Below are 11,891 nucleotides of genomic sequence, written 5' to 3' on the forward strand. Positions count from 1 at the left end.
ATTTACATTTATGAAATGGAGAAGTTTGATGTTTTTGTTTTTGGTACGGGAACGGCTGGAAAGTACGTTGCAGACCGTTGCGCTAGAAATGGCAAGAAAGTAGGGATTATAGATAATCGCGAGTATGGTGGGACCTGTTCGCAAAGAGGTTGTGACCCTAAGAAGCTTATGCTGGCCAGCATGGAAGCCTATGAGTTTGGAAAAAACATGACTGGCAACGGAATCAATAATATTCCTGAGATCGATTTCAACGCCGCGCATAAGTACGCAAAACGTTACGTGAGCGATATACCCTCAAACACGGAGGAAATGCTCAAGAATGATGGTGTCGCCTGTTATCACGGCGATGCACACTTCGTAGATGAACATACTATTGAATTAGACGGTGAGCAGATTCAGTCTGATATTTTTGTAATTGCGACTGGGCTCAAAACTAGGCCGTTGGGAATTCCTGGTGAAGAATTTACGCTGGAATCTGGCGACTTTTTCGCGCTTCAAGAGGCTCCCAAATCAGTTGTTTTTATAGGTGCTGGTTATATAGGCATGGAATTCAGTCACATGCTCAATAGGTCAGGATCTAGAGTAACGTTGATTGAGAGAGATAATCAGGTGATGAAACCTTTTGAGGCTTTCACCGCAAATAAGCTGGAAGCTGCGAGTAGAGATCAAGGGATCAACATCATTAAAAACGCCCAGGTTTCCAGCATAGAGAAAAGCGGCAATCGTTTTATCGTTAATTATGCTATGGAGGACGGTACGCACCAAATCACTTGTGACACTGTTTTTAACACGGCAGGGCGGGTTCCGTCCGTTGACGCTCTGAAACTTGAGAATGCAAATGTGATTACAACCGATTCTGGAGTGAAGGTAAATGAGTATTTGCAAAGTACCAGTCAACCTCACTTTTATGCCTGCGGTGACGTATCTAACAAAAACCTACCGCTTACCCCTTTAAGCAGTAAGGAAGCTAAGGTGGTACTGAACAATATTCTGAACAAGAAAGAAAAATTTAAGTTTCCTACGATTCCCAGCGTTGCATTCACCTTACCCAATTGTGGTGGTATAGGAATGACCGAAGAAGAAGCCAGGGAAGCTGGACATGATTTTGAAATTCACGAGCGCGATGCCAGCGACTGGTTCAATAATCAGCGTATCAATGCAAAGCACTATGCGTTTAAAATCCTGGTAGAAAAGAGAACAGAGCAAGTTTTAGGCGCACATATTCTGGGACATGAGGCCGCTGAGCAATTAAACATTTTTGCGGTGGTCATGAAAGCTGGTATGAAATGGAGTGATCTCAAGGATACCATATTTACCTATCCGAGTTGGGGAAATGATATTTTGAGTATGTAATTTTGAGGTTGAGCCATTAAGAAAACCCGCTTGCAAATTATTTCTCATGAATCACCAGATCAAAGTAGCACTAGCACAAATCGCTCCCGTATGGCTGGATCGAGCAGCGACAACGGCAAAAATTCTCAATTACCTTGAAAAAGCTGCTGATCAGGGAGCTGAGTTGGTGGTTTTTGGAGAGGCTTTATTGCCGGGTTATCCGTTTTGGCTGGCGTTGTTGGATGGTGCTGCTTGGAACAAAAAAGAGGTAAAAGAGCTGCACAGGCACTATGCACTAAATGCTGTTGATATAGAGCGAGGAGATCTTGATGAGGTTTGCGCTTTCGCGAAAGCTAGAAAAATTTCCATCTATCTAGGAATTATTGAGAAACCACAAGATCGTGGAGGCCACAGCCTGTATGCGAGCATGGTGTACATCAATCAAGCTGGCGAGATTAAAAGTGTGCATCGCAAGCTGCAGCCCACTTATGACGAGCGACTCACCTGGTCACCAGGCGATGGTAATGGACTAGTTACCCACAAATTGAAAGATTTTACGGTAAGCGGCCTGAACTGCTGGGAAAACTGGATGCCGCTGCCCAGAGCGGCTATGTATGCTCAAGGTACTAATCTACATGTGGCGTGCTGGCCGGGTAGCGATCACAATACTAAAGACATCACTCGCTTTATAGCGCGAGAAGGTAGGTGTTTTGTACTTTCAGTTTCCAGTTTAATGACCAAAAACGACTTTCCCAAAGGCACCCCATACTATGATCTGCTGACTGCAAATGCTCCTGAATTCTTAACCAACGGAGGTAGTTGCATCGCTGGACCCGATGGGGAATGGATCATTGAGCCGCAGATAGGAGAGGAGAAACTCATCTTTGCTGATCTTGATTTACATCGCGTTTATGAAGAGCGTCAGAATTTTGATCCCGTAGGCCACTATTCCAGACCTGATGTTACTCAATTATATGTTAATAGAGAGCGGCAGAGTACTGTGAAACTAGGTTGATTTCGAGACATACTTTTTTATTTGACGTATGTTTTTGGTAAAATAGTGGTAATAAATCATTGGTACTGTAGGCTCTACAATTCAGCTATCTTTGCAAAAAATTGAAGCCATGAGTAGAGGAAGCGATAAAAGCAGAAATGGAGGCAAGCCAGCTGGACAAAACAAAGGTCCTAAAAAGGGAGGTACACCTAAATCAAACACGCGAGGAGGTAAAAACCAGATCATAGGAACTTCTAGGTCCGGGAAGCCTGTGACTAAAAAGGAATATATCGCTCGTAAAAAACGTGAATCGGCTCCTTTCAAGAATGACTCAAACGAGATACGACTCAATAAATACATCGCAAATTCAGGACTGTGTAGTAGGAGAGAAGCTGATATTTATATCAAAGCAGGAAGCGTTACCGTGAATGGAAAACCCGTGACAGAAATGGGTTATAAAGTCAAACCTGGTGATGAGGTAAAGTTTGATAATCGCTCGATCCAACCCACTAAGAAAGAATATTTCTTGTTGAATAAACCCAAAGGTTTTATCACACCTAAAAAGGGAGAACCGTCTTCAAAAACGGTTTTTGACATCATGGAAAGTGCTACGAGTAATCCGCTATATTTTGTAGGTTCTTTGAACAGACCTTCATTAGGACTCATGCTTTTCACCACTGATCTTGAAATTGCTAACAAGCTGAATAATCCTAATCAAGATATGCGTAAAATTTACCATGTAACCTTGGATAGGAGTTTTAAGCATGAAGATCTCGTAGCTATTCGCAAAGGCGTAGTGATTGATCGAGAAGAGATTAAAGTAGCAGAGGTGAATTTTGTGGAAGGTGGTAGAAATAATGAGATAGGAATTAAAATCCACTCTGGGAAAGACAATATTGTGTTACGCATTTTTGACCATTTAGGGTATGAAGTCAAAATTTTGGATCGAGTGGTTCTGGCAAATCTCACTAAAAAAGATTTACCTAGAGGGCGCTACCGGCGTCTAACTGAGCAAGAAATTATCAACTTAAGGATGATACCCTAAGGTTAAGCTCAGCCTGCATATATTTTAATAGACAACTTTGAGGCACAACTATTGTTTATGTATCTTGAAACTTTAAAATGATAGAAATGAAAAAATTACTGGTATTTACATTCTTAATTATTGGGATTACTGCAAATGCACAGTATAAATTCACAAAAGCTGTACTCACTCTCAATGATGGTAAAACCCTCGAGGGTGAAGCTCGACTTATTAGAAAAGGCTACGGATTCAATTCCACTATAAGTGAAGTTACTTACAGAGCAGGAAAAGGTGCAAAAAAAACCAAATATGATGCAAAGGAAGTAGATCATATCATATTCACTAATAAATACATGCAAGAAGTGGATGGCGTAGAGATGACAAAAACTAGTTTTGATCGCTATGTACCGGTAGACACTAAGAGGTATGGGAATCCTATTTTTCTGCAAGAAATCATGAAAGATAAACTCAGCCTATATGCTCAACCTGTTAAAAATTATAAGAGTAAGATTTCTACAGATATATTTCCTGCAAATTTGGGTGAATTCACAATAGTATATATAAAAAGGGAAGATGCTAGTGCAGAGTTGATTACAGTTTTAGGCCTTGAAGGTGTGATACAGGAAAAGATAGCAGTGGATTATTTATATCCATGCCCTTTGACACAGCAGTATGTGATGGATCAAGGTGGAAACATCAATGCCGTAGAACTGACTAATTTTTATAATAAGAATTGTAATTAATACTAGGTTTATAAAGAACACTTATTTAAGCTTCAAATCATTGCTCGAGGGTAATGGTTTGAAGCTTTTCTTTTGAGATGAAAAGTAAAATTCGTAAACCAAATAGCTTACTACAGATAAATATTGAACAGCGATTAACCACATATTTTCTTTAAAATCATCCTGAGAATATGCAAAATAGCTCAGGAAAACTAGAAGACTCCACAGGACCATAAATCTAAATCTTGTAAAAATGGAAAATAGCAGTGGTATGGTCAGGTACCAAGGATGGACTGTGGTGGACAGCAACAAGTAAGTAAAAAAAGAAAACACGATGGATTCTAATAAAATCTCTGGATATTGATTTTTGCGCACGAGAGCCATAAGCCAAACCACGAGGAATGTAATAATAGGTAAGATTTTACCTGCGGTCTCAATGATGTTATATCCAGTGATTTCAAAGCCTACCGCCCTGACTATATAATATATGCTGGCGTTAAACTCAAATTTCCCAAACCACAAACCCACACTTGAACCATACTTATTTACAAGCTCTTCTGATATGAAAGGGAAAAACCCGCAAATCACAACAAAAGAAATATAGAGGTAATACCACACCAGTTTACGCCAAGGCAAACTCCTTATAAGCAGTGGCAACGTAATCACGGGCATTAATTTTAAAAGGATTCCATTGCCCATCATCCAAGCTGACTTCACACGATCTTGTCTGAACAAGAAGTATATAGAGAGCAACAGAAAAGATGCCATTACACCCTCCCAATGCAAGTTCCCGGTAAGTTCAATAATTGTAAATGGGTTTAAATAATAGAGCATGATTAAAAAAGCTGGACGACCCAGCATTTGCAGTAATCGTACCCCATAAAAAAACACCATGACATCAGCTGCTATGATGATTAAGCGCATGCTCACCACAGTCGCCAGCAAGTTATCGCCTCCTATTGCAGCAGCGACCGTAAAGAAAAACTGATTGAGTGGTGGGTAGTTTGTATAATTACCACTGGATAGTGTGCCCATGTTATCATAAAGATAGTTAGCATGTGGTATGTGGGATACATCACCATTAATGACCTCATCAGGTAAGATGGTGTACGGATTAAAACCATTTAGTAGTTGGTGACCGTCCCAGATAAATCTGAAAAAGTCCTGACTTAAAGTGGGTGTTTCAAATAGAAACACGCCTCTCAGAGCTATTCCTATCAAAAAAAGAGCAGTAATACCTCCTGACCATTGCCATTTTGAAATTGCGAGTTTGTCAAAAAGTGACAATCCTTTTTTCTCATGTTGACGGTAGACTTCGTAGATAATACCTAGAAGGACAAATAAGATGGTGTAGGTGAGGGCTGTTAGGGTAAATTGCTTTCGCGAAAGCGAGACAAAAAAAGCATATAGAAAAACACTGGCGATACTTACCAGCCCTAAAATATTTGAAGATTTGCTGGACATCAAGTCTTGTCTGTGAGGCTACGGAAAAATACAAATCCGAATCCTATAAATAACATCAAGTGGAAAGGGAAGAGTCCGAAATCACCTCCCTGATCGCCTACTATAAATGCGGAATACATACCAAACGCAAAATAGAGCATCAAAATACCTTCAAGTATAACATGCGGGCTGAGGTTCTTGCGTAAATACTTGTTTGCGCGCCAGTTGCCTCCTACGGCTGCCAGATTAAATTTAGGTGTGCGCACAAATTCGCTGCGTTTTCCTAGGTGTCCTTCAATCACAGCGATGCTGTTGTGCAATGAAAAGCCCATCGCAATCGAGAAAAAAGTAAAAAACATGCCTATGTAACTCACAAAATTCTTGAAGCCACCACCATAGGTACTGCGGTACATGAACCAGTAGCAAATAAAGAAAATGATAGTGCTCAATACAAAGAAACTCATGACAATGAAATACGTCTTGAGGTGAGCATATTCATTTTTGATGTAAAGCATGGGAATACTTAAGATAGCAACGATGAGCACGTTGAGAAACATGGTGCTGTTTAAAAGGTGTAAGATTCCATGCAGCTTTGACTTAAACGAGAGATCAGAACCTATGACCCTCTTGAACATTTTTCTGAAGTTCTCTGCCCCACCCTTGTTCCAGCGGAACTGCTGAGAGCGTGCTGCACTTATGACTATGGGAAGCTCAGCGGGTGTGGTAACATCTTCAAGATACCTAAACTTCCATTTTTTCAATTGCGCCCTGTAACTCAAATCTAGATCTTCTGTAAGGGTGTCTCCCTCCCAGTTTCCGGCATCCAGAATGGTTTCCCTACGCCAAATCCCTGCGGTTCCATTAAAATTGATAAAGTGACCTTTTGAATTTCTCCCGGTTTGTTCCAGCGTAAAATGAGCATCTAGCGCAAATGCTTGAACCTGAGTAAGAATAGAAAAATTACGATTAAGATGTGCCCAGCGAGTCTGTACTACGCCTACTTCTTCATCAGTGAAATAAGGAACAGTTTTTTTGAGCCAGTCGGCATCTGGTAGAAAGTCGGCATCAAAGATCGCGATGACCTTACCCTTAGCGGCCTTAAGTCCCTCTTTTAATGCACCGGCTTTAAAACCCGAGCGGTCTGTCCTGGTAATGTGTTTTATATCCAGCCCTAATTGCTGTAAACGCTCTACATGTAAGGCGGTACTCTCAAGGCTCTCGTCAGTCGAGTCATCCAGTACTTGTATTTCCAGCTTTTCTCTGGGATACTCGATTTGTGCGATATTATCCAGCAAACGCTCCATAACATATAGCTCGTTGAACACGGGAAGCTGTATGGTAACGTAAGGAATTTGATCTTCAGAGAGTTCTTGAAAACAGATTTTATTTTGTTTCTGTTTTTTGGCAGACAGATAGTTGATAAGTAGGTTCAGCTGTGCCAGGGCATAAAACAAAATCATGATCAGGGAAGCCGAATAAATGATAATACATAACCATTCCAGTATCATTTCTTAAACCCGTATTTGAATATCCATGTTAAAATTTTAACACCTGCAAAGATAGCACCTTTGAGCGTGCCTGAAACCTTTGAAACCCCTATTCTATTGCGGTATCGCACGGGAATTTCTGTGTATGAAAAATCTTTCTTGAGTGCTTTTAGTTGCATTTCTACTGTCCAGCCATAAGTTTTGTCTTCCATATTGAGCTCAAGCAATTTTTCATACTTAATGGCTCTAAAGGGGCCTAGATCAGAGAACTTTGATCCAAACATGAATTTCATTAATGTAGTAGCTAGCCAATTTCCAAAAATTTGTGGAGTGGTCATGGACCCGCTTTCGCGAAAGCGAGACACCCTTGCACCTATCACAAGATCAATGTCATTTTCTAGAATAGGTTGAACCAATTCAGGAAGATGCTCTGGATAATCGCTATAATCGCCGTCAAGGAAGACGATGATATCAGTTTGAAAGCGTGATCTTTCAATATAGTCCAAGGCTTTTAGGCAGGCGTAGCCATATCCCGGGCGAGGCTCTTCAACCACGGTGGCACCCGCTTGTCGCGCGTTTTTTACGGTAGCGTCAGTGGAATTATTGCTACAAACTACAATTTCTTCGACTACATCAGGTATGTCTTTAATGACATGCTGGATACTATCTTCCTCGTTGAATGCGGGAATGACAACTCGTATGATGGGCGGAGTGTTCAAATTTTTAATACTTTCAATTCAATCACCCGAAAATTTTTGATCAGAAGAATCTCTTTTTTATTGTAGAATTACTTCTTACGCATGTATACACTCACGGGAACACCGGTAAAATCAAAGTTTTCACGCAGTTTATTCTCAAGGTATCTTTTATAAGGATCACGGACATACTGAGGTAGGTTACAGAAAAATGCAAACTGGGGTTGCGAGGTGGGCAATTGCATTACATATTTAATTTTTACAAATTTCCCTTTTAGCGATGGTGGTGGATATTGCTCAATAAGCGGCAACATTACCTCATTCAATTTACTAGTTTTTATTTTTTTGCTGCGGTTTTTGTAGACTTCTACCGCGGTTTCTATGGCTTTGTAAATACGTTGCTTATTAAGAACCGACATGAAAATGATCGGTACGTCAGTAAAAGGTGCGATCTGTTCACGTACCATGGCTTCATATTCTTTGGCTGTATTGGTTTCCTTGTCTACAAGATCCCATTTATTGACTAAAATGACTATGCCCTTGCGATTGCGCTCAGCGAGCCAAAATATGTTCTGAACCTGACCGTCAAAGCCTCGAGTAGCATCTAGAACCACCATCACCACATCTGCATGCTCGATGGCCCTCACACTACGCATCACGCTATAGAATTCTAGATCTTCCTTTACCTTTTTCTTGCGACGTATTCCTGCCGTATCTATCAAGTTAAATTCAAAACCAAAACGGTTGTAACGGGTATGAATACTATCCCGAGTCGTACCAGCAATATCAGTTACTATGTAACGGTCTTCACCTATAAGGGCGTTAATAAAAGAAGACTTCCCAGCATTGGGTCGACCTACCACGGCAAATTTGGGCAGCTCTTCATTGTCTTCTTCAACCGTGTCAGGCAACTTATCTACCAAAGCATCTAGCAAATCACCAGTTCCATTTCCATTGATACTAGAAATAGAATAATAGTCGCCTAATCCTAGATTATAAAATTCATAGGCATCTTGTTCTCGCTGATGGTTATCTACTTTGTTGACCACAAGCATCACAGGTTTCTTGACACGTCGCACAAGTTTTGCCACGTCTTCATCCATTGCGGTAACTCCATCCTCAGCATTCACCATAAACAGGATAACGTCTGCCTCATCTATGGCAAGTTCTACCTGTTTATCGATTTCTGCCTCAAAAACATCATCTGTGCCTATCGCATAGCCACCGGTATCGATCAGCGAAAATTCCCGACCGTTCCAGTCACTTTTGCCGTAATGACGATCTCGTGTCACGCCGCTCACCGCATCAGTTATCGCTTCCCTACGCTGAATTAATCTATTGAACAGGGTAGATTTCCCTACGTTGGGACGTCCCACGATAGCCACTATACTCATAACCACAATTTAAGGGGGCAAAGGTACTTTATTTTAGGCGGGTAGGGGTTTTCATGTAAAGATGATAGTTGACTTTTTTGAGTGATAAATTGATCTGAGATTTATTGTGGTGTTACGCTTTCGCGATCCCGATAGCTATCGTGACGAGAATACTTAAACCAAATCTTCAATTTACACGATTCAAGTCCAGCTAAATATATAGCTAAATAATTGTACACGAGCTGCTAATAATTAATTTTGCGCCCAATTTTGTATAACTCCTGAAACCAGAACGCCTCCATTTTATTGACGTAATTAGAGCACTTGCTATCATTTTGATGCTTGAAGGGCACTTTATTGACACGCTTTTAGATCCCGCTTACCGCGATACCGGGTGGGTTTATGATGTCTGGAAATATGTGAGGGGTATGACCGCCCCTACTTTTTTCACCATCACCGGATTCATTTTTATTTACCTTTTGATGAAGGCTCGAGAAAAGGATAAGGATTCAAAAAGAATCAAAAAAGGCGTAAAAAGAGGTTTGCTGCTCATCGCTTTGGGTTATTTGCTGCGAGCACCATTCCTCAGCTGGATGTTTGGAGACTACAACAACTATTTCCTAGTGACTGACGTGCTTCACATTTTGGGAGCCTCATTACTTATTTTAATTACAATCTATAAATTATGTGCAAAAAATTTTACTGCTCTTGCGGCTGTCTGTTTGCTTGGCTGGGCATCGATATTTTTCATGGAGCCGCTATATCGGGATTTTGATTTCAGCATTTTGCCACTTGCGATAGCCAATTATTTTACTAAGGTAAATGGATCGGTTTTTACGCTGTTGCCTTGGATAGGCTACGTATTTTTCGGCGCTGCATTGAGCTACTTATTTATAGTATTTGAAACACAAAAGCATTTTAAAAAGCTGTTTGTGGTAGTCGGAGGGGTTGCGGCTTTATTTCTGATATTCCAGAGCTCAGAGGTTTTGAATGACATCTATCTCCTAACCGATATCTTGATGTTCAAAAAAATGGCTTATTTCAACTACCTATTTCCTAGACTTGGTAATGTTCTACTGCTCTTTACCGTTTTATACAGCTTTAATTCTCAGATAAATTTTTCTCTACTTTCCCAGATTGGGCAACGTACATTGTCTATTTATGTGTTTCATTTCGTTTTGCTGTACGGTAGCTTCACCGGTTTAGGGTTGCGACAGCTTATAGGTCAAACGCTCGATCCATGGCAAGCAGCAATGGGAGCGGTCTTTTTTATTGTACTCATCAGTTACGTGAGTTTGAACGACTTCGGTAGCAACCATTTTATTTACAAAAAATGGAAGCGGTGGTTGAGAGTATATCTATACAGATTTAATAAGAGGTTGGGTATTAACTAGCTCTTTCTCGGGAAAGATGTCCCGCAGTTAAACTTTCTATTACTTATCTTTGCAACATGTTGTGGATCAAAAATATCGTACTCTCGCTGCAGTGCTTTTTAGTGCTGGCATCGGGCACTTCATTTACGGTCTATAAGCATTTTTGCCTTTCGGCACTTAAAGATATTTCGGTCATTCTCCTAGCTGACGGTTGTGGGATGGAAATCATGTCTCGCGATAGCCAGGGTTTTTGTGAAGTTTTAAAAACGCCTTGCTGTCATGATGAACAGGAACTTATCGATGGTCAGGACACGCTTAAGATAGATTCTTCAACTCCTGAGCTTTCTAAGGCTGCCTTTTATTCAGCGTCCACGGCTTTTGGTAATAGTTTCCAAGCTCTGCCTGTTGTTAGTCAGCTTTTCATTCCATTTCCCAATCCGCCACCTCGACATTCACAACCTTTATTCATTGTATTTGAGCAGATCATAGTGTAGGGATTATTGAACTTCAGTAAAATTCAATAATCTAAATATCTATACACTATGAAAATATGCCTTTGGGTGGTTTTTGTGGTTCTCGCTTTCGCGAAAGCGTACCCTCAAGGCCCTCCCATCACAGCAGATAAACCCATCATGCTGGGCGGTAACAGCTTCACGATGAAGACGCTTACCGAAATACGAAACACCGAACGCGGAACCGCAGCCTACGTGCCCGTTATGTTGCATTACCTACCTACCGCAAACAGCTTAGTGGCGCTGCACGTGCCGCTCATAAGTTATGACCTTAATGGTATTAACGGTACTGATCTTGCAGATATGAAGGTCATGGGGAAATACCAATTCTATCGAAAGGATGGAACGGGTAAAACCTTTAGAATGGTTGCGAAAACCTTACAAACCCTTCCTACTGGTGCAGAGATTGATCTCGTGGATATCTCTACAGGAAAATACAGTGGGTATTATGGAGTTGTTTCAGGATATGAAACACTTAAATATGGGATCAGTACCGAAGTAGGGTACAACTGGATGCCTGATGGCACGCTAGATGAGTTTCGCACGAAGCTAGGTTTTGGTTTGCCTTTGCTCAAACCACAGTACCCTAACAAACAGCTTAATCTCTATTTTGAATATTCCAGTATGTGGTTGCATGAGCGCGACTGGTACCAATTGCTGTACGCACAAGGAGTCCAGTATGCAATGAAGAATATTACGCTGGATCTGGCATTACAATTGCCTTTAGTACAAGACGTTTCTGCAGGTCGGGAACTCAATTACTCCTTATTTATAGGAGCACGTTACACTTTTTGAGTTTCTAAAGAGAAGAAGCAAGAAAATAGAGGAAAGATGAAAGAATGAGGGCAGAGGTACTCGAAGCCCGCTTTTTTCAAAACAAATAAATAATTAGGTCGCTGAGCATTTCCATTACGCTGAATGACCACAGAGTCGAAG

Annotated in this window: 11 protein-coding genes; 7 read left to right on the forward strand and 4 right to left on the reverse strand. The window is 40.9% G+C overall.

The genetic code is table 11. The features are described from left to right. Positions 1 to 15: 15 nt before the first annotated feature. The 4 genes from BST97_RS12210 to BST97_RS12225 all read left to right on the forward strand — a co-directional run bounded on the left by BST97_RS12210 (position 16) and on the right by BST97_RS12225 (position 4,093). Complete coding sequence (locus BST97_RS12210; RefSeq protein WP_085767505.1) at positions 16 to 1,353, forward strand: dihydrolipoyl dehydrogenase family protein; 1,338 nt, start codon at positions 16 to 18, stop codon at positions 1,351 to 1,353. 46 nt (positions 1,354 to 1,399) lie between these two features. Continuing rightward, positions 1,400 to 2,347, forward strand: coding sequence for a carbon-nitrogen hydrolase family protein (locus BST97_RS12215; RefSeq protein WP_085767506.1), 948 nt, complete (start codon positions 1,400 to 1,402; stop codon positions 2,345 to 2,347). A 109-nt stretch (positions 2,348 to 2,456) separates the two neighbouring features. Continuing rightward, positions 2,457 to 3,371 carry a pseudouridine synthase gene (locus tag BST97_RS12220; protein ID WP_085767507.1) on the forward strand — a complete coding sequence of 305 codons (915 nt, stop codon included), beginning with the start codon at positions 2,457 to 2,459 and terminating at the stop codon, positions 3,369 to 3,371. Positions 3,372 to 3,457: 86 nt separating this feature from the next. After that, on the forward strand, positions 3,458 to 4,093 hold the full coding sequence (locus tag BST97_RS12225) for a hypothetical protein (protein WP_157111655.1): 636 nt from the start codon (positions 3,458 to 3,460) through the stop codon (positions 4,091 to 4,093). Positions 4,094 to 4,114: 21 nt separating this feature from the next. Here BST97_RS12225 and BST97_RS12230 read toward each other — a convergent pair whose 3' ends face one another. The 4 genes from BST97_RS12230 to der form a co-directional block, all read right to left on the reverse strand. Continuing rightward, positions 4,115 to 5,536, reverse strand: coding sequence for a glycosyltransferase 87 family protein (locus BST97_RS12230; RefSeq protein WP_085767509.1), 1,422 nt, complete (start codon positions 5,534 to 5,536; stop codon positions 4,115 to 4,117). Beyond that, positions 5,536 to 7,023 (reverse strand): cellulose synthase family protein, encoded by a 1,488-nt coding sequence (locus tag BST97_RS12235; protein WP_085767510.1) that lies wholly within the window; start codon positions 7,021 to 7,023, stop codon positions 5,536 to 5,538. Before BST97_RS12235 ends, BST97_RS12230 begins: the two co-directional genes overlap by 1 nt. Continuing rightward, complete coding sequence (locus BST97_RS12240) at positions 7,020 to 7,721, reverse strand: glycosyltransferase family 2 protein (protein ID WP_085767511.1); 702 nt, start codon at positions 7,719 to 7,721, stop codon at positions 7,020 to 7,022. Before BST97_RS12240 ends, BST97_RS12235 begins: the two co-directional genes overlap by 4 nt. Positions 7,722 to 7,789: 68 nt before the next feature. Then, entirely contained in the window at positions 7,790 to 9,091 is a 1,302-nt protein-coding gene (gene der / locus BST97_RS12245) for a ribosome biogenesis GTPase Der (protein WP_085767512.1), read from the reverse strand. Positions 9,092 to 9,375: 284 nt separating this feature from the next. Between der and BST97_RS12250 the strand changes: the two genes are divergently transcribed. From BST97_RS12250 to BST97_RS12260, 3 genes are read left to right on the forward strand one after another with little or no spacing between them, the layout of a single operon-like run. After that, positions 9,376 to 10,464 (forward strand): DUF1624 domain-containing protein, encoded by a 1,089-nt coding sequence (locus BST97_RS12250; protein WP_262497076.1) that lies wholly within the window; start codon positions 9,376 to 9,378, stop codon positions 10,462 to 10,464. 56 nt (positions 10,465 to 10,520) lie between these two features. Beyond that, entirely contained in the window at positions 10,521 to 10,937 is a 417-nt protein-coding gene (locus BST97_RS12255; RefSeq protein WP_085767514.1) for an HYC_CC_PP family protein, read from the forward strand. Between the two features lie 48 nt (positions 10,938 to 10,985). Continuing rightward, positions 10,986 to 11,750, forward strand: coding sequence for a hypothetical protein (locus tag BST97_RS12260; RefSeq protein ID WP_085767515.1), 765 nt, complete (start codon positions 10,986 to 10,988; stop codon positions 11,748 to 11,750). Positions 11,751 to 11,891 lie beyond the last annotated feature (141 nt).

Origin of the sequence: Nonlabens spongiae, assembly GCF_002117125.1 — a bacterium.
In the GTDB taxonomy this organism is placed as follows: domain Bacteria; phylum Bacteroidota; class Bacteroidia; order Flavobacteriales; family Flavobacteriaceae; genus Nonlabens; species Nonlabens spongiae.

Coding starts and splice junctions, on each gene's coding strand:
- BST97_RS12210 (WP_085767505.1), top strand. CDS start 16: ATGGAGAAGTTTGATGTTTTTGTTTTTGGTACGGGAACGGCTGGAAAG.
- BST97_RS12215 (WP_085767506.1), top strand. CDS start 1,400: ATGAATCACCAGATCAAAGTAGCACTAGCACAAATCGCTCCCGTATGG.
- BST97_RS12220 (WP_085767507.1), top strand. CDS start 2,457: ATGAGTAGAGGAAGCGATAAAAGCAGAAATGGAGGCAAGCCAGCTGGA.
- BST97_RS12225 (WP_157111655.1), top strand. CDS start 3,458: ATGAAAAAATTACTGGTATTTACATTCTTAATTATTGGGATTACTGCA.
- BST97_RS12230 (WP_085767509.1), bottom strand. CDS start 5,536: ATGTCCAGCAAATCTTCAAATATTTTAGGGCTGGTAAGTATCGCCAGT.
- BST97_RS12235 (WP_085767510.1), bottom strand. CDS start 7,023: ATGATACTGGAATGGTTATGTATTATCATTTATTCGGCTTCCCTGATC.
- der (WP_085767512.1), bottom strand. CDS start 9,091: ATGAGTATAGTGGCTATCGTGGGACGTCCCAACGTAGGGAAATCTACC.
- BST97_RS12255 (WP_085767514.1), top strand. CDS start 10,521: ATGTTGTGGATCAAAAATATCGTACTCTCGCTGCAGTGCTTTTTAGTG.
- BST97_RS12260 (WP_085767515.1), top strand. CDS start 10,986: ATGAAAATATGCCTTTGGGTGGTTTTTGTGGTTCTCGCTTTCGCGAAA.